General features: G+C 64.2%; 19 protein-coding genes and 1 tRNA gene. 13 read left to right on the top strand and 7 right to left on the bottom strand.

Annotation, left to right across the window (positions count from 1 at the left end; genetic code table 11):
* Positions 1 to 2 precede the first annotated feature (2 nt).
* Positions 3 to 1,253 carry an adenylate/guanylate cyclase domain-containing response regulator gene (locus tag QA645_RS01555; RefSeq protein ID WP_283047726.1) on the top strand — a complete coding sequence of 417 codons (1,251 nt, stop codon included), beginning with the start codon at positions 3 to 5 and terminating at the stop codon, positions 1,251 to 1,253.
* A gap of 9 nt (positions 1,254 to 1,262) precedes the next feature.
* On the opposite strand, the gene QA645_RS01550 is transcribed toward QA645_RS01555, so the two are convergent.
* Together QA645_RS01550 and QA645_RS01545 are read right to left on the bottom strand one after the other, a co-directional pair.
* The gene (locus tag QA645_RS01550) at positions 1,263 to 2,249 is read right to left on the bottom strand and encodes an NAD(P)-dependent oxidoreductase (RefSeq protein ID WP_283047724.1); all 987 of its coding nucleotides are present in this window, start codon (positions 2,247 to 2,249) and stop codon (positions 1,263 to 1,265) included.
* A gap of 76 nt (positions 2,250 to 2,325) precedes the next feature.
* Positions 2,326 to 2,400 (bottom strand) — tRNA-Gly (locus QA645_RS01545).
* Positions 2,401 to 2,674: 274 nt separating this feature from the next.
* Here QA645_RS01545 and trxA point away from each other — a divergent pair.
* On the top strand, positions 2,675 to 3,595 hold the full coding sequence (gene trxA / locus QA645_RS01540; protein ID WP_254127415.1) for a thioredoxin: 921 nt from the start codon (positions 2,675 to 2,677) through the stop codon (positions 3,593 to 3,595).
* Between the two features lie 24 nt (positions 3,596 to 3,619).
* On the top strand, positions 3,620 to 4,297 hold the full coding sequence (locus QA645_RS01535) for an LON peptidase substrate-binding domain-containing protein (protein ID WP_283047721.1): 678 nt from the start codon (positions 3,620 to 3,622) through the stop codon (positions 4,295 to 4,297).
* A gap of 165 nt (positions 4,298 to 4,462) precedes the next feature.
* Here the strand turns inward: QA645_RS01535 and QA645_RS01530 are convergent, their stop codons facing one another.
* From QA645_RS01530 to QA645_RS01520, 3 genes are all read right to left on the bottom strand, one after another.
* Positions 4,463 to 5,044: a cytochrome b/b6 domain-containing protein gene (locus tag QA645_RS01530; RefSeq protein ID WP_283047720.1), complete on the bottom strand. Its 582-nt coding sequence runs from the start codon at positions 5,042 to 5,044 to the stop codon at positions 4,463 to 4,465.
* Between the two features lie 37 nt (positions 5,045 to 5,081).
* Positions 5,082 to 5,360: a PepSY domain-containing protein gene (locus QA645_RS01525; RefSeq protein ID WP_254127411.1), complete on the bottom strand. Its 279-nt coding sequence runs from the start codon at positions 5,358 to 5,360 to the stop codon at positions 5,082 to 5,084.
* A 207-nt stretch (positions 5,361 to 5,567) separates the two neighbouring features.
* On the bottom strand, positions 5,568 to 5,918 hold the full coding sequence (locus tag QA645_RS01520; protein ID WP_254127410.1) for a hypothetical protein: 351 nt from the start codon (positions 5,916 to 5,918) through the stop codon (positions 5,568 to 5,570).
* Between the two features lie 90 nt (positions 5,919 to 6,008).
* Between QA645_RS01520 and QA645_RS01515 the strand changes: the two genes are divergently transcribed.
* Both QA645_RS01515 and QA645_RS01510 read left to right on the top strand, forming a co-directional pair.
* Positions 6,009 to 6,539: a TetR/AcrR family transcriptional regulator gene (locus QA645_RS01515; protein ID WP_254127409.1), complete on the top strand. Its 531-nt coding sequence runs from the start codon at positions 6,009 to 6,011 to the stop codon at positions 6,537 to 6,539.
* A gap of 58 nt (positions 6,540 to 6,597) precedes the next feature.
* On the top strand, positions 6,598 to 6,795 hold the full coding sequence (locus QA645_RS01510) for a Trm112 family protein (RefSeq protein ID WP_283047716.1): 198 nt from the start codon (positions 6,598 to 6,600) through the stop codon (positions 6,793 to 6,795).
* Between the two features lie 209 nt (positions 6,796 to 7,004).
* On the opposite strand, the gene QA645_RS01505 is transcribed toward QA645_RS01510, so the two are convergent.
* Complete coding sequence (locus QA645_RS01505; protein ID WP_283047715.1) at positions 7,005 to 8,222, bottom strand: ubiquinone biosynthesis hydroxylase; 1,218 nt, start codon at positions 8,220 to 8,222, stop codon at positions 7,005 to 7,007.
* A 139-nt stretch (positions 8,223 to 8,361) separates the two neighbouring features.
* Between QA645_RS01505 and tesB the strand changes: the two genes are divergently transcribed.
* Positions 8,362 to 9,225, top strand: a complete 864-nt coding sequence (tesB, locus tag QA645_RS01500) for an acyl-CoA thioesterase II (RefSeq protein WP_254196118.1) — start codon at positions 8,362 to 8,364, stop codon at positions 9,223 to 9,225.
* Positions 9,226 to 9,273: 48 nt separating this feature from the next.
* Here tesB and QA645_RS01495 read toward each other — a convergent pair whose 3' ends face one another.
* A complete protein-coding gene (locus QA645_RS01495; RefSeq protein WP_283047713.1) occupies positions 9,274 to 10,164 on the bottom strand; it encodes a DUF4339 domain-containing protein in 891 nt (296 codons plus the stop codon).
* Between the two features lie 245 nt (positions 10,165 to 10,409).
* On the opposite strand from QA645_RS01495, the gene QA645_RS01490 reads away from it, so the two are divergent.
* The 7 genes from QA645_RS01490 (at position 10,410) to QA645_RS01460 (ending at position 15,721) form a co-directional block, all read left to right on the top strand.
* Positions 10,410 to 10,748, top strand: coding sequence for a P-II family nitrogen regulator (locus QA645_RS01490; RefSeq protein ID WP_008142802.1), 339 nt, complete (start codon positions 10,410 to 10,412; stop codon positions 10,746 to 10,748).
* 78 nt (positions 10,749 to 10,826) lie between these two features.
* On the top strand, positions 10,827 to 12,128 hold the full coding sequence (locus tag QA645_RS01485; RefSeq protein ID WP_254191221.1) for an ammonium transporter: 1,302 nt from the start codon (positions 10,827 to 10,829) through the stop codon (positions 12,126 to 12,128).
* A 55-nt stretch (positions 12,129 to 12,183) separates the two neighbouring features.
* On the top strand, positions 12,184 to 12,498 hold the full coding sequence (locus tag QA645_RS01480) for a metalloregulator ArsR/SmtB family transcription factor (protein WP_018646000.1): 315 nt from the start codon (positions 12,184 to 12,186) through the stop codon (positions 12,496 to 12,498).
* Complete coding sequence (locus QA645_RS01475; RefSeq protein WP_283047710.1) at positions 12,495 to 12,845, top strand: hypothetical protein; 351 nt, start codon at positions 12,495 to 12,497, stop codon at positions 12,843 to 12,845. Before QA645_RS01480 ends, QA645_RS01475 begins: the two co-directional genes overlap by 4 nt.
* A gap of 42 nt (positions 12,846 to 12,887) precedes the next feature.
* Positions 12,888 to 13,490 (top strand): ATP-dependent Clp protease proteolytic subunit, encoded by a 603-nt coding sequence (locus tag QA645_RS01470; protein ID WP_283047709.1) that lies wholly within the window; start codon positions 12,888 to 12,890, stop codon positions 13,488 to 13,490.
* A 405-nt stretch (positions 13,491 to 13,895) separates the two neighbouring features.
* Entirely contained in the window at positions 13,896 to 14,234 is a 339-nt protein-coding gene (locus QA645_RS01465; RefSeq protein ID WP_027535364.1) for a P-II family nitrogen regulator, read from the top strand.
* A 38-nt stretch (positions 14,235 to 14,272) separates the two neighbouring features.
* Positions 14,273 to 15,721 (top strand): ammonium transporter, encoded by a 1,449-nt coding sequence (locus QA645_RS01460; protein ID WP_283047708.1) that lies wholly within the window; start codon positions 14,273 to 14,275, stop codon positions 15,719 to 15,721.
* Positions 15,722 to 15,919: the final 198 nt, after the last annotated feature.

Here is a 15,919-nt window from a genome sequence, read left to right as displayed (position 1 = left end):
CCATGACCGCAACGGTTCTTGTTGTCGATGACGAGCCCGATCTGAAGGATGTCATCCTTCAGCATTTCGAGCGGCAGATCGGCGATGGACAGATCAGCTTCCTGTTCGCCCATGACGGGCTGGAGGCGCTGCAGTCCGTGCAGGGAAATCCTCAAATCGAGGTCGTGCTGCTGGATCTGAACATGCCCCGGCTGGACGGCCTGTCCACGCTGCAGAAACTGCAGCAGGCGGACGACATGAAATCGACGATCATCGTTTCGGCCTATGGCGACATGGAGAATATCCGCGGCGCGATGAACCGGGGGGCCTTCGACTTCGTGACCAAGCCGATCGACCTCGAAGACCTGGAGCTGACGCTCAAAAAGACAATACGTCACGTCGGCATGATGCGCGATATTCGCAGGCGTCAATTGGAAGCCGAGCGCGCCCACACATCCCTTTCGCGCTATTTTTCTCCCGAGCTTGCCACACGCCTGGCCCGCGGCTCGGAAGGCGACGGCATGAACGCGCACTCTCGCGAGATCGGTGTGATCTTCACCGACATCACCGGCTTCCTGTCTCTCGTCGAGAAGATGCCGCCCTCGATTCTGGGCGACTTGCTGAACGAGTACATATTCGGCATGACCGAGATCGTCTTCAACTATGAGGGCACGGTCGCGAAGGTGGTGGGTGACGCGATCCAGGTCCTGTTCAACGCGCCGGCCGACCAGGCGGACTACGCAACGCGTGCCATTTCCTGCGCGCATGCACTCGATGGCTGGGCCGAGAATTTCAGGTTGCGCTGGAAGCAAAGGGACGTCGATTTCGGCTCGACCCGCATCGGCGTACATGCCGGCACGGCGCTCGTTGGCAATTTCGGAGGAGAAAGGTTCTTCGACTACACCGCTCACGGGGACACCATGAACACGGTTGCGCGGCTGGAGGCTGCGAACAAGTTCCTGGGAACCAGGATTTGCGCAAGCGGCGCCGTCGCCGGCCGGGCGGACCGATTCCATGGCCGGCCGATCGGCGAGTTGATGCTGCGCGGCAGGAGCGAGCCCATCCAGGCTTTCGAGCCGATGTCGGCCGCGGACTTCGCGACCGAGAACACCGCCGGCTATCTCAAAGCCTATGCCAAGCTGGAGGGAAAAGAGGCGGATGCCCTGCCGGCCTTCGCGGCGCTGGTCGCAAACAACGCGGGCGATCGCCTGGCCGGATATCACCTCAGGCGCCTGCTGAACGGAGCCGGCGGCGTGCAGATCCGTTTGGAATGACGGCCAGAGCTACCCGGCGACAGGATACGGCCCGTCGTCAAACTGCCTGTCGTGATAGCCCTTCGATCCCACCTCACGCGCCAGGGAGCTGCGGACATCGGAGCCATCGCGCAGGCTGCTCAGCACATGGACGAAATCGAATTCCGGATGCCAGCCCAGTTCGCGCCGTGCGCGCGCGTTGACATAGACGCGGTCGATCCCGGGAAATAGCCGCCAGCCCCGCGCCGCGTAGAGCTGGGCGCAATCCGGGTAGAGCTCGCGCACGACGCCGGCAGCATCACGCGCGAGCGCAGCGAGATGGTGCTGTCCGAACGGGGTTGTCGCCGACACGATATAGCGGGCGAACTCGATCTCCGGCGCTCGCGCTACGGCCAGCAGATGGGCGCTGACCGCGTCCGCTATGTCCAGCCGCCGATAGAGCAGCTCGTTGGCTTGCGCGTTGTCCAGTGGGTAAGCCGACCGCATCGCGGGATCGTCGTCGTCCTCCGGAAAGAACCGCGAGGTCCGCAACACGACGACCGGCAAGCCGCTCTCGCGAAAGAACAGCTCGCACAGATTCTCCGCCATCAGTTTTGTGGTGCCGTAGATGTTCTTCGGCACCGACGGCAGCTCCTCGGTGACCCACACCGCCGCCTGCCCGGCCTCGGGCCTGAGCTGCGAACCGAACGCGCTGGTCGTGCTGGTGAAGACAAAACTCGTCACGCCGGCGGCGACAGCCGCCTCGAGCAGATTGAGCGTCCCGGTGACATTGGTGTCGACAAAGGCCTGCTTGCCGTGGGTCGCCACATGCGGCTTGTGCAGCGTCGCGGTGTGGATGACGGCGGAGACACCGTCCATCTGCGCCCGGACGAAGCCGGGATCGCCGATCGAGCCGACCGCATCGGTGAAAGGCGATGCTTTCAGGTCGATCCCGCGCGCAGACGACCCGCGGCGCCGGAGCGTCCGAAGAATAGCCTCGCCGAGGTGGCCGGCACTGCCGGTGACCAGAATTGTCATGGGAGACCCAAGCCAGCCGCCAGCGGCGTGGAAAACCACGGCCCGACCCGGTTTGGCTGGATGCGCTGGGAAAAATTGGAGCGGGCGAAGGGGCTCGAACCCTCGACCCCGACCTTGGCAAGGTCGTGCTCTACCACTGAGCTACACCCGCATCCTGTGTCGGTCGCGTGACGCGCCGGCAACGGCTGTCGTATGCCAAAAGCGGGAGGCGATTGCAACAGCTACCGGCGGCATCAATACGTTTTCGGGGCCCCAATATGCGCCCAAATCCGGTCGAATCACCCCAAAATGCCCAGGAACCACCGAATCGCCGCGGACGGATTGAAATTCGGCCGACCCGGCCCAATTTTAGGGCCTGAAACGAAGCATATGTGATGGCGACGTGCTAAAGACCCGCCATTCCAGACATCAGACGAGGGGATCCCGTGACGATCATCGACCAGGGTAACGGAGCGAGCCCGGCTGCAGCCGATCTGATCAAGGACACCACCACACAGACCTTCGTGAAGGACGTCATCGAGGAATCGAAGCGCCAGCCGGTGCTGATCGACTTCTGGGCGGAGTGGTGCGGCCCCTGCAAGCAGCTCACCCCCGTGCTCGAAAAGGCCGTCAAGGCGGCCAAGGGCAAGGTCAAGCTGGTCAAGATGAACATCGACCAGCATCCGGCGATCCCGGGCCAGATGGGCATCCAGTCGATCCCGGCCGTGATCGCCTTCGTCAACGGCCAGCCCGCCGACGGCTTCATGGGCGCGGTGCCGGAGAGCCAGATCAATGCCTTCATCGAAAAGGTGACCAAGGGCGTGACGGCACCCGGCGAGCCCAACATCGCCGAGATTCTGCAGGAGGCCGAGGCCGTTCTCGCCGAGGGCGACGCCGCAGCCGCCGCCCAGATCTACGCCGAGGTGCTCCAGTACGATTCGACCAACATCGCAGCGCTTGCCGGCCTCGCCAAATGCTACGTCACCTCCGGTGCGATGGAGCAGGCCAAGCAGACCCTGGCCATGGTGCCGGAATCCAAGCGCAACGATGCGGCCGTGAAGGCCGTGCAGACCGCGATCGACCTCGCCGAGCAGGCGGAACAGCTCGGGCCCGTCACCGAGCTGGAACAGAAAGTCGCCGCAAACCCGCTCGATCATCAGGCCCGCTTCGATCTCGCCACCGCGCTGAATGCGCAGGGCAACCGTGCCGCCGCCACCGAGCAACTGCTCGCGATCGTCAAGCGCGACCGCAAATGGAACGACGACGGCGCCCGCAAGCAGCTGGTGCAGTTCTTCGAGGCCTGGGGCGGTGCGGACGAAGCGACCGTCGAGGGGCGCAAGCGCTTGTCGACGATCCTGTTTTCATAGGATTAGCGCGTCAGCGGGGACCAGATGCCGATCAACATCGAATATCGCGGCCCCGCCGACCTTCCGGAAATCATCCCGGTGTTTCCCTTGCCGGGCGCGCTGCTGTTGCCGCGCGGCCAGATGCCGCTCAACATCTTCGAGCCGCGCTATCTGGCGATGGTCGACGACAGTTTTCGCGATGGCCATCGCCTGATCGGCATGATCCAGCCGGACGCGGCGCATTCGCCGAAAAATTCCGATAAGCCAGCGCTGTTCCGCGTCGGCTGCGTCGGCCGTATCACCCAGCTCGCCGAATCCGGCGACGGCCGCTACATCCTCGAGCTCACCGGCGTCGCACGCTTCAAGGTGGTCGAGGAGCTCGAGGTGCTGACCGCGTACCGGCAGTGCAAGGTGGACTTCTTCGCCTACGTCGACGACTTCACCGCGCGCAAGGGCGAGGACGACGTCGATCGCGAGGCGTTGCTGACGGTGCTGGCGGATTTCTTGAAGGCCAACAACCTCAAGGTCGACTGGGAAGGCGTCGAGAGCGCGCCCAACGAGGCGCTGGTCAATGCGCTGGCGATGATGTCGCCTTACGGCCCCGCCGAGAAGCAGGCGATGCTGGAAGCACTGGATTTGAAGACCCGCGCCGAGATCTTGATCGCGGTGACCGAGATGGACCTCGCCAAGAAGCGCACCAGCGGCGATCCACCGTTGCAGTAAGACTGAGCCTGTCAGCCTCCAACTCCGTCATGCCCCGGGCAAAAGCGCGAAGCGCGTCTTCGCGGTAGACGTCCCGGGCATCCACGTTTTTCGTGCTGCAGGTAAGACGTGGATGGCCGGGTCGAGCCCGGCCATGACGAGGAAAGAGTTTCGCGCCTAAGAACTCTACGAATGATGGCGGATGCGCTTGCGGCCCGTGATCATCGCGCGGATCAGATTCTCGCGCTGAAGCAGGCCCATCGCGACCACGCCGACGATGTGCAGCACGACCAGGACGATCACGGCGTCGGATGCGTAAGCGTGGGTGTCCTCGATCCACCAGACGCCGAAGAAGGTGACGGTCACCGACAGGGCGCCCGTGATCGCCGAGACGGTGAGCGACAACAGCAGCGCGACCAGCATCAACGTGCCGGCGGGATTGAGCCCGATGTAGCGGCCGGTGATGCCGCGACGCAGATTCCAGAGATAGTTGGGCGCAGCGCGAAGCCTGACACCGATCATGCGAAAGCGCGCATAGCGGCTGCCCCAAAATCCCCAGACCAGGCGGAACGCCAAAAGCCCGATGACGGTGTAGCCGACGATGCGGTGAAGGCTGTCGTAGACGGTGGGCGTGAACCACGCGGCCAGGACACTGGCCGCGAGCGCCCAGTGCCAGAGCCGCAGCGGAAGGTCCCAGACCGCCACCGTCCGATCCGCGGGGCGTCGGTCGGACACCCCGCGCGTCTCTCGCAGCGCTTTGTCGTTCAAGCCGGGACCACCCTTGACCACCCTTTGGCGCAGAGGCCTACTTGGCGATCGTGTGCTTCAGGCTGAGATCTTCCGGGCTGTAGAACAGCTCGTAGAGCTTGCCTTCCTTGACGCCGTAGACCTCATAGCACGAGCCTTCGATCTTGGAGCGGCGCACTTCGTAGCCCAGTGCCTTGGCCTTGGCTTCGGCTTCGCTCGCCGGCTTCCACGACGCCTTGTCGAGCTTGGTGCAGTTCTTGAAACCGTCGGCCATCGCCGTCGACCCCATGCCGATCCCGACCGTCAGTGCGATGGCAAGAACACGAATGACTCTCACGAATGTCTCCTCCTCTGTCGTGTGCGCGAAGCGCGCCCGAAGGAAACAAAGGGGAGGGTGAAGTCAATCGGGGTTCGGAGCCGCGACGCCTTAGAGATATTCTAACGGTCGCCAAAACATCAGCGCGGTCCGAGGGCAGGGCGGGTTTTGCGGCGCGCTGCGGCCTTACGTCTCACGGATTCGACGGGCTGCAATTCCGCACCGCCCTCAGTAGCCGGCCACCGCCATCGCCACGACCACGCTCAGCGCCATCCAGCCGAAATGGCGGCCACGCGTCGCCCATGCGTTGGCGCAGGCGGAGAAGCCGAACACGCAGATCATGGTGAGGACGATCCAGCGGCGCGCCGGCGCGGAGTCCATCCAGGGCGTCGCGATCAGGAGCACGCCGCAGCCGATCCAGGCGACGGTCGAGGCCTGCCAGACCAGGCGGATCAGGGTGCGGAGCCGCGGCGGCTCGATCGTGGCGCGGGGGAAAACCTTGGTCTCGCCGAGGACGCCGTGGATGACGGCCACCACGATGGCAAGGATTCCAGCGCACTGGAGCAAGAGATCACGCATCGACGCCTCCATACATCTGTGTATGGTGAGATAGAGGCTGGCCTGCCGCCTGTCAATACACTAGTGTATGGCCCGACTTCGGAACCCGACATGACCGACCAGCTTTCCGCCGACGACTGGATCAGCCAGGGCCTCAAGGCACTCACCAGGAGCGGCTTCACCGCGCTGAAGGCCGATCCATTGGCAAAAGCCATGGGCGTCTCCCGCGGTAGCTTTTACTGGCATTTTGCCGATCTCGGCGCGTTCCACGCGGCCATCCTGAAGCGCTGGCGCGAGATCGCCGCCGAGGAGATCATCGCGCGCGTCGAGGCCGACAGCGACGAGCCGCTGACGGCGCTGCTGCGCCGGACCTTCGGCGCCCGGCTCGACCTGGAGCGCGCGGTGCGCAACTGGGCGGCGTTCGATCCGGCGGCGCAGGCGGCCGTCCGCGCCATCGACCGCCGCAGGCTCGACTATATCGAGGCCCTGCTGCAACGCCGCGGATTCCCCGCCTCAAGCGCGCAGGCCCGCGCGCAGATCCTGTACTGGACGTTTTTGGGCTATGCGCTCTCGGCCGCGCCGGTGCCGGCCGCACGCCTGCAGGGCCTGCTCGACGAGATCCAGCGGATGGTCTCGGCCTAGCCCGCGATGGGCGGGCGAATTATTCTATGCTACAGGCAGCCGATCGCCGGAGACCACGATGAACACGCCCACCGAACGTCCCGAAAACAGCGTCGATCCCAAACTGCTGGAGATCCTGGTCTGCCCGCTGACCAAGGGCCCGCTGGAATTCGACGCGGCCAAGCAGGAGCTGATCTCGCGGTCCGCAAAACTCGCTTATCCGATCCGCGACGGCATCCCGATCATGCTGCCGGAAGAGGCGCGCAAGATCGATTGAGACCGACGCGAGATTTACGCGATAGCGTCGCAATAGTCTCGCTGTCGTCCCCGCGAACGCGGGGACCCATAACCACAGGGCGTGGTTTGGGACGAAGCTGGTAACTCCGAATATTCGCAAAACTCTTGCTGCGGCGTATGGGTCCCGGATCTGCGCTTCGCTTGTCCGGGACGACAGCGGAGAACGAGGCGCCGGCGGGAACTCGATGGCTACAGCGCCTCGCCCTTCAGCAACTTCGGAATCTCCCCCGTCAAACCCGCCGCCTGGCGGATGAACAGATTCTTCAGCGGCGGGGTGCGGTCGACGATACCGAGGCCGATATCGCGCACCGTGCGCAACAGCGTCGACTGGTTGGAGAACAGGAAGTTCAGCGAGTTGGTGGCAACCCCCATCGCCATGGTGTCGAAGCGACGCCAGCGCTGATAGCGCTCGAGCACATCGGCGCCGCCGAGATCCATGCCGAGCCGCGCGGCATCGACCACGACCTCGGCCAAGGCTGCGACATCCTTCAGCCCCATGTTGAGGCCTTGCCCCGCGATGGGGTGGATGACGTGGGCGGAATCGCCGACCAGCGCGAGGCGCTCCGCGACGAAGGAGCGCGCCACGAAATAGGACAGCGGGAACGCACGTGGCTTGTCGAGCGCCTTGATCTCGCCGAGATGCAAACCAAAACGGCGTTCGAGCTCGCCGTGAAACTCTTCGTCGCCGAGCGCAATGATGCGCGCGGCCTCGGCGCGGCGCTCGGTCCACACCAGCGACGATCGCTTGCCTGCGAGCGGCAGGATCGCAAAGGGGCCCGCGGGCAAAAAGTGCTCTTCGGCGCGGCCGTCGTGATCGCGCTCGTGGCCGACGGTGACGACGATGCCGGATTGATCGTATTCCCAGCCATGGGTGGCGATGCCGGCCCGCTCGCGCAGCTTCGACTTCGCGCCATCGGCGGCGACGAGCAAGCTCGCGGCAATCTTGCTGCCGTCGCCGAGCGTCACATCCACGCCATCGGCGCTCGCGTCGTAGGACGCAACAATCGTCGCGCGGAGATCGATCCCTTCGGCTTCGGCGCGGACGACCAGCGCATCGATCAGGCGGCGGTTCTCGACCATATGCGCAAAGGGCTCGCCGGGCGCGACGTCACCGGCGAAATTCAGGAATGCCGGGCGGGTGGCGTCCTCGAGCTTGGAATCGGTGACGACCATGTCGAGGATCGGCTGGGCCTCAGCCTTGACGTCGTCCCAGGCGCCGAGCGCCTCGAACAGGCGGCGGCAGGCCGCGACGATGGCGGTGGCGCGGGGATCACGGCTCGGCCGTGTGGCGAGCGCGGGATCGGCGACGATGACGGGAATCTCGGGCCCGAGCCCCTGGCGCAAGGCAAGTGCAAGCGCCAGGCCCGCAAACGCGCCGCCGCCAATGACTATGCTATTCTGTGACATACAAAATTCCCGGCCAATTCTCGGGTCTTGCTAGCAGACTTGAGGTGGGCGAAACAGTGCGGTGAAACAAGGGCGGAACGCCCTCATTGTGTCATTCCGGAGCAGCGAAGCTGGAATGACGATGCGAAAGCTGAATTCCATGTCCAAGAGCCTGATCGACCTGATCTCGATCCTCGACCTCGAGCAGCTCGAGGTGAATTTGTTCCGCGGCAACAGCCCGAAGACGAGCTGGCAGCGGGTGTTCGGCGGACAGGTGATCGGACAGGCGATGGTCGCGGCCTGCCGTACCGTCGAAGGGCGGCTGCCGCATTCGCTGCATTGCTATTTCATCCTGCCGGGCGATCCGCAGATCCCGATCATCTACCAGGTCGAACGGCTCCGCGACGGCAAGAGCTATTCGACCCGCCGCGTCACCGCGATCCAGCACGGCAACGCGATCTTCTCGATCATGGTGTCGTTCCATGCCGAGGAAGCGACCGCGTTCGACCACCAGGAGAAGATGCCCGACGTGCCACCGCCGGAAAAGCTCACGGCGGAGGAGGTGGCGAAGCAGCCGATGTTCCGCGAGATGCCGGACTTCATCCGCCGCTACTACGAATCGGATCGCCCGATCGAGCTGCGCCCGGTCGAGCTCGGCCGCTACTTCGGCCAGAAGATCGAGGACGGCCGTATCCATGTCTGGATCAAGACGGCGGCGACGCTGCCGGACGATCCGGCGCTGCACATGTGCGCACTCGCCTATGCCTCGGACTTCTCGCTGCTCGATGCGATCATGGCGCGCTATGGCCGCACGCTGTTCGACAAGCGCATGATGCCGGCGAGCCTCGACCACGCGATGTGGTTTCACCGCCCGTTCCGTGCCGACGAATGGCTGCTCTACGCGCAGGATTCGCCGAGCGCGCAAGGCGGCCGCGGTTTGACCCGCGGCTCGATCTTCAAGCCCGACGGCACGCTGGTGGCGTCCGTAGCCCAGGAAGGCTCCGTGCGCGAGCGGCGGAGCTGATCGCGCCCCAAGCGCGAACAATCGCGCTCGGGGCTGTTTGGGTCGTGCTTACATCGCGCCGCGCGGCGCGAGCTCGGTCTGCGATGCGAACCAGTTCATGATCCAGCGATAGACCCACGGGATCGGGATGATGAAGCTGCACAGGATCGCGGCCACGATTCCGCGCCAGAGAATCCCGAGACCGCTGCCGCGGAAGATGATCTCGCGACGCGTGCCCTGGATGTTGCGATAGGTCCAGCGCAGCTGTGCCGCGGCGACCCAAGCCCATCCGATGATGGTGATGATGGAGATCGCGAACAGCAGGTTCCAGCCGATATAGGCCAGCACCGAGCCGGTGAAGCTGAGGCCGAGCGGCTGCCCGTTGGAGGCGATGTTCGCAATCATCCATTTCAGCAGCATCCAGTAGAGGACGATCTGGACGATGTAGAATGCGGTGCTCAGAATCTGGCTGCCGATGTAGCCGATGACAATGGCTGCGACGATGAAGCCGAAGAACCACGGCACGATCGCCATGGCAGTGCCGGTGAAGGAGAGGTTCGGCCGCCCGGGGACCCTCACGTAGGACACGATCCATTGCGTGTACCAGACGAACAGCCACGGAATCGGGATGATGAAGCACGAGCCGATCAGCATCACCAGCGTGCGCCAGGTGAAGTCGAGGATGCCGAAATCGACCGACAGCGATCCGCCGGCCGCACTGCCGGCACCGGCATAGCTTCCGCCGCCCATCATCGGCGGCCCTCCGGCGGGAATGATCGGCGGCGCGCCGCCGCCTGCCATCAGACCGGGAATTTCGGCCGCCTTCTGCCAGCCCGCCATGCCCTCGGACCAGACCAGCGTATCGCCGCGCACGACGCCCTGGGCGATCAGGTCGCGGAATTGCCCCTCCGGATAGGGCCCCTGCTGCTTGCCCTCGGATGCGTAGAACCAACTCGCCATGAAGCGCCCCCAAAATACTTATGTACCGCTCGACAGGTGCGGGTTCACCGCATCCATGCGAAAAATGCATTGTGAAGGATGAACCGTTGCCCTGTACAGAGGCGGCCGTTCACATGGCCTCCCTTGGCCAAACGTTTTTCCGCTTCAATCTGCAAGTTTTTTGTGCCATTTGCCCGGAAAGATGCCAGATTGACGCGGCGCCGGGGACATACGGCGCGGCGCATCCCCGGGGAATAGGCCTGACCATGAAACTCGTCGTCGCGATCATCAAACCCTTCAAGCTCGATGAGGTCCGCCAGGCCCTGACGGCGATCGGTGTCCACGGCATGACCGTGACCGAGGTGAAGGGCTATGGCCGCCAGAAGGGTCACACCGAGATCTATCGCGGTGCGGAATATGTCGTGAACTTCCTGCCGAAGCTGCGGATCGAAATCGCGGTCGCCTCCGACGTCGCCGACAAGGCGGTCGCCGTGATCACCGCGACCGCCCGCACCGGGCAGATCGGCGACGGCAAGATCTTCGTCACGCCGATCGACCACGCGCTGCGCATCCGCACCGGCGAGACCGACAGCGACGCGCTCTAGATAAATACACGCCTTCTTCGATCGCACCGGGCAACGACGCCATAGCGTGCGACGCCAATTGATGCCGGGGGAAATGACATGGCGGGATTGTTGCGCCGCGTAGCCGCTGTGGCTGCGCCGATCGGATTTGCGTTGGTCATGGCTTCGCCGGCGCGCGCCGCGACGGGCGAGATCAACACCGCCGACACCGCCTGGATGATCGTCGCCACCGCGCTGGTGCTGATGATGACGATCCCGGGGCTCGCGCTGTTCTATTCCGGCATGGTCCGCAAGAAGAACGTGCTCGCGACCATGGCGCAGAGCCTCGCCGCGGTGACGATCATCTCCATTCTCTGGGTCGCGTTCGGCTATTCGCTGTGCTTCGTCGGCGACGGCCCGTGGCTCGGTTCGCTCGACCGCTGGTTTCTCGCCGGCATGACCATGGACAGCGTCAACCCGGCGGCGAAGACGATCCCGGAAGCGCTGTTCATGCTCTACCAGATGACGTTTGCGATCATCACGGTGGCGCTGGTCGCGGGCTCCGTCGCCGACCGGATGCGGTTCTCCGCCTATCTGCTGTTCTCCGTCGCCTGGTTCATCTTCGTCTACATTCCGCTGGCGCATTGGGTGTGGGGCGGCGGCTTCCTCAACAGCATGGGCGTGCTGGATTTCGCCGGCGGTCTCGTCGTGCATCTGTCGGCCGGCACCGGTGGCCTCGTCGCTGCGAAGGTGATGGGGCGGCGTCACGGCTACGGCACTGAAAATCTCTCGCCGTTCGATCTCTCGCTCGCGGTGATGGGCACCGGCCTGCTGTGGGTCGGCTGGTTCGGCTTCAACGGCGGCTCGGCGGGAGCAGCCAATTCGCGCGCGGTGATGGCGATCATCGCAACGCATCTGGCGGCCTGCTCCGGCGCGTTGACCTGGGGCGCGATCGAATGGTCGACGCGGCGCAAGCCGTCCGTGCTCGGCATGATCTCGGGCGCGGTCGCTGGCCTCGGCACCATCACGCCGGCGTCCGGCTTCGTCGCGCCGTGGCACGGCATCGTCATCGGCATCGCCGCAGGCGGGATTTGCTACTGGGCCTGCACCTGGCTGAAGCACCGCTTCAACTACGACGATTCGCTCGACGTGTTCGGCGTGCACGGCATCGGCGGACTGACCGGCACGCTGCTCGCCGGCGTGTTCGCGACCAGCGCAATCGGCGGCACCGCCGGCCTGCTCGAGGGTCATCCGCAGCAATTGCTGATCCAGCTCTACGGCGTCGCCGTCACTTTCGTCTGGTCGGCGGGGGTGAGCTTCATCCTGCTCAAGCTGGTCGGCCTGTTCGTGCCCTTGCGCGTGTCGCGCGAGCACGAGCTCGAGGGACTCGATATCTCGCAACACGGCGAAGCGCTCCAGTAAGCGGGACTGTCAGGAAGGGCTTGCGCAACACATAAGCACGTGCTTATGTGTCGGCATGATCGAAGCGGACATCTTCAAGGCGCTGGCGGACCCGACGCGGCGCAAGGTCTTTGAGAAGCTCGCCGGCGGAAGCCTGAACGCCAGCGCCTTGCGCGACGGTTTGGAGATCAGCCAGCCGGCGATGTCGCAGCATCTTTCGGTGCTGCGCGCGGCAGGGCTCGTGCGCGAGCAGCGGCAGGGCCGCTTTGTGAATTACGAAGTCGACCCCGACGGAATCGTGGCGATCGGGGCATGGCTTGCGCGCTACCGCGCCTATTGGCCGAAGCGCATGGAAGCACTCGCTGACCTCCTGAAGGATATGGATCAATGAGCGACGCAGTCGAAACTGATCGTCCCGATGCAAAGCTGGTGCTCGAATATGAATTCGATGCGCCGCCGGCAAAGGTCTGGCGCGCCGTGACCATTCCGGCCCTGCGCGAGCGCTGGCTGCCGGATTGCGACCTTGCGGGCGCCGAGCCGGAATCAACGATCACAGGCGAAGAGGTGCGCTACCGGCTGCGCGATTCAGAACCGCCGTTTCGCGAGAGCCACGTCATCTTCCGGATCGAGCCGAACGAGGACGGCGGCACGCGCTTCCGGATCATCCAGCAAGCCTGCGAGGTCACGCTCCCGCGAGCAGCCAACAGCAATTGCTGCCTGATGCGCGCGGCTGCCTGACACCAACTAAGACTTCATCACCTGCAGACATGGAGGTCGCCGATGCGCGACATGCTTCAGCTCGTCCCTATGGTCGTCGAACAATCCGCGCGCGGCGAACGATCCTTCGACATCTATTCGCGGCTCCTGCGCGAGCGCATCATCTTCCTCAACGGCGAGGTCAATGATGCGATGTCGGGCCTCGTATGCGCGCAGATGCTGTTCCTGGAGGCGGAGAATCCGAACCGGCCGATCAATCTCTACATCAACTCCTATGGCGGCGTGGTCACCTCCGGGCTCGCCATGTACGACACCATGCAGTTCATCAAGGCGCCGGTTCATACGCTGTGCATGGGCACCGCGCGCTCGATGGGGTCGTTCCTGCTGATGGCCGGCGAGCCCGGTCACCGCGCCGCGCTGCCCAATGCGAGCCTGCACGTGCATCAGCCGCTCGGCGGCTTCCAGGGCCAGGCGTCCGACATCCTGATCCATGCCAACGAAATGCAGGAGACCAAGCGGCGCATCACCCGGCTCTATGCCCAGCACTGCGGGCGTACCGAGGAAGAGGTGGAGCGGACGCTCGACCGCGACCATTTCATGACCGCCCAGCAAGGGGTGGAGTGGGGATTGGTCGACCGGGTCTTTGCCGAGCGCGAGGCCGCCTGACGGTCCAAGTCCAGGTCCAGGTCGGTTGCGCGCATCCCGTGAGCACACCGAGGGCCGGTTCGACATTTCGCAGCGCAGAGGGGCCCCTGGGGGGACCTCTCCTGTAATAAAATACCTTCAACCTGCCCGACGCGTGGGCAGCAATTGTGTCGGCAGCCTGTCGTGCCCGATTTTTGATCAGGCCTGACCACGGATTGAGCGCGACGTAATAGCGCACTGCACCGCAATACCCGTCAAACGCGAAAACCCCCGCTTTCATAGTCCGTTAGGCAAGCCGCCCGATCTGGCACGGCATTTGATTCTAAGGGTCCCGGCTGTGCCCGCGTAGTGAACTTCTCCCTCGTGGCGAACCAGTCGAGAAACGCCCGGCCACGTCCGGACCGGGCCCAAGCGGGGATAGGACCCATGAAAATTGTTATGGCGATTATCAAGCCATTCAAGCTGGAAGAAGTCCGTGACGCCCTGACCGCCATTGGCGTTCACGGTCTCACGGTGACGGAAGTCAAGGGGTATGGCCGTCAGAAAGGCCACACGGAAATCTACCGCGGCGCCGAATATGCCGTGAGCTTCCTGCCCAAGATCAAGATCGAAGTCGCTGTCGCCTCCGAGCAGGTCGACAAGACCATCGATGCCATCACGTCGGCTGCAAAAACCGGACAGATCGGCGACGGCAAGATCTTCGTCATCAACCTCGACCATGCGGTCCGTATCCGCACCGGCGAGGCCGACGCCGCGGCCCTTTGATTTCGCGCTCAACCAAAATCCAATCAGGAGTAAATGAAATGACGTTTAAGCGTCCCTATGGCGCGGGATTGGCGGCTCTCGCAGTCGGCCTGTTCGCTGCGACCGCGGCCTATGCCGAGCCAACGGTCAACAAGGGAGATAACGCCTGGATGCTGACATCGACAGTGCTCGTGCTGTTGATGACGATCCCGGGTCTCGCGCTGTTCTACGGCGGCCTCGTTCGTTCCAAGAACATGCTCTCGGTCCTGATGCAGGTGTTCTACACCGTCTGCGTCGTCACCGTGATCTGGGCCGTGTACGGCTACAGCCTCGCCTTCACCGGCGGTTCCGACTTCATCGGCGGCTTCTCCAAGGCCTTCATGATGGGCGTCACCACCGACTCGAAGGCCGCGACCTTCTCGGTCGACGCCAACATCTCGGAGCTCGTCTATGTGTGCTTCCAGATGACCTTCGCGGCGATCACGCCCGCCCTCATCGTCGGCGCCTTCGCCGAGCGCATGAAGTTCTCGGCGATCGCCCTGTTCATCCCGCTCTGGGTCACGCTGATCTACTTCCCGATCGCGCACATGGTCTGGTACTGGCCCGGCCCGGACGCGATCCAGGACGCTGCCAAGGCTCTGGCCGCTGCGGGTGACGCGGCTGCGAAGACCGCGGCTCAGGCCAAGCTCGACGAGATCAACGCCGACGCCGGCTGGATCTTCAAGAAGGGCGCGATCGACTTCGCTGGCGGCACCGTGGTGCACATCAACGCCGGCATCGCAGGTCTCGTCGGCGCTCTGCTGATCGGCAAGCGCACCGGCTACGGCAAGGAGCTGATGGCTCCGCACTCGCTGACCATGTCGATGATCGGCGCCTCGCTGCTCTGGGTCGGCTGGTTCGGCTTCAACGCCGGCTCCAACCTCGAAGCCAACGGCGGCGCTGCCCTCGCCATGACCAACTCCTTCGTCGCCACCGCAGCCGCCGCGCTGTCGTGGATGTTCGCGGAGTGGATCGTGAAGGGTCATCCGTCGGTGCTCGGCGTCATCTCCGGCGCTGTCGCGGGCCTCGTGGCCGTCACCCCTGCCGCCGGCTTCTCCGGCGTGATGGGTGCGATCGTCCTCGGCCTCGTGGTCGGCGTGGTCTGCCTGTTCTTCTGCACCGTCGTGAAGAACGCGCTCGGCTACGATGACTCGCTCGACGTCTTCGGCGTGCACTGCATCGGCGGCATCGTCGGCGCACTCGGCACCGGCATCCTGGTCAATCCGGCTCTCGGTGGTGCGGGCATCATCGACTACACCGCGATCCCGCCCAAGGTTGCCGATTACGACTTCGCCGCGCAGATGATCTCCCAGATCGAAGCCGTCTGCACCACGCTGGTGTGGTCGGGCATCGGTTCGGCGATCCTCTACAAGGTCGTCGATGTGATCGTTGGCCTCCGCGCCAATGTCGAGAGCGAGCGTGAAGGCCTCGACATCACCGACCACACCGAGCGCGCCTACAACATGTAACCTCTCCTCCCGGACGCGATCTCTCCTCGGGGATCGCGTCCACAACTACGGTTTGGGCACATACCCGGCAATGCCCCGACCGTTGAGGGGCTCCAGCGCAAGTTGGAGCCCCTTTCTTTTTGGCGGGATTCTTTTTGACCCGCGCGAAGCAGAAAAAGATTGCCATTCCAGGTAGCCGGCGCAGAAATAACGACCACA

Origin of the sequence: Bradyrhizobium sp. CIAT3101 (assembly GCF_029714945.1) — a bacterium.
Taxonomy (GTDB): domain Bacteria; phylum Pseudomonadota; class Alphaproteobacteria; order Rhizobiales; family Xanthobacteraceae; genus Bradyrhizobium.
The sequence above is the reverse complement of the archived record's forward strand: the minus strand, read 5'-3'. Positions and strand labels throughout refer to the sequence as shown.

Coding starts and splice junctions, on each gene's coding strand:
- QA645_RS01555 (WP_283047726.1), top strand. CDS start 3: ATGACCGCAACGGTTCTTGTTGTCGATGACGAGCCCGATCTGAAGGAT.
- QA645_RS01550 (WP_283047724.1), bottom strand. CDS start 2,249: ATGACAATTCTGGTCACCGGCAGTGCCGGCCACCTCGGCGAGGCTATT.
- QA645_RS01535 (WP_283047721.1), top strand. CDS start 3,620: ATGCCGATCAACATCGAATATCGCGGCCCCGCCGACCTTCCGGAAATC.
- QA645_RS01520 (WP_254127410.1), bottom strand. CDS start 5,918: ATGCGTGATCTCTTGCTCCAGTGCGCTGGAATCCTTGCCATCGTGGTG.
- QA645_RS01515 (WP_254127409.1), top strand. CDS start 6,009: ATGACCGACCAGCTTTCCGCCGACGACTGGATCAGCCAGGGCCTCAAG.
- QA645_RS01510 (WP_283047716.1), top strand. CDS start 6,598: ATGAACACGCCCACCGAACGTCCCGAAAACAGCGTCGATCCCAAACTG.
- QA645_RS01505 (WP_283047715.1), bottom strand. CDS start 8,222: ATGTCACAGAATAGCATAGTCATTGGCGGCGGCGCGTTTGCGGGCCTG.
- tesB (WP_254196118.1), top strand. CDS start 8,362: ATGTCCAAGAGCCTGATCGACCTGATCTCGATCCTCGACCTCGAGCAG.
- QA645_RS01495 (WP_283047713.1), bottom strand. CDS start 10,164: ATGGCGAGTTGGTTCTACGCATCCGAGGGCAAGCAGCAGGGGCCCTAT.
- QA645_RS01490 (WP_008142802.1), top strand. CDS start 10,410: ATGAAACTCGTCGTCGCGATCATCAAACCCTTCAAGCTCGATGAGGTC.
- QA645_RS01485 (WP_254191221.1), top strand. CDS start 10,827: ATGGCGGGATTGTTGCGCCGCGTAGCCGCTGTGGCTGCGCCGATCGGA.
- QA645_RS01480 (WP_018646000.1), top strand. CDS start 12,184: ATGATCGAAGCGGACATCTTCAAGGCGCTGGCGGACCCGACGCGGCGC.
- QA645_RS01475 (WP_283047710.1), top strand. CDS start 12,495: ATGAGCGACGCAGTCGAAACTGATCGTCCCGATGCAAAGCTGGTGCTC.
- QA645_RS01470 (WP_283047709.1), top strand. CDS start 12,888: ATGCGCGACATGCTTCAGCTCGTCCCTATGGTCGTCGAACAATCCGCG.
- QA645_RS01465 (WP_027535364.1), top strand. CDS start 13,896: ATGAAAATTGTTATGGCGATTATCAAGCCATTCAAGCTGGAAGAAGTC.
- QA645_RS01460 (WP_283047708.1), top strand. CDS start 14,273: ATGACGTTTAAGCGTCCCTATGGCGCGGGATTGGCGGCTCTCGCAGTC.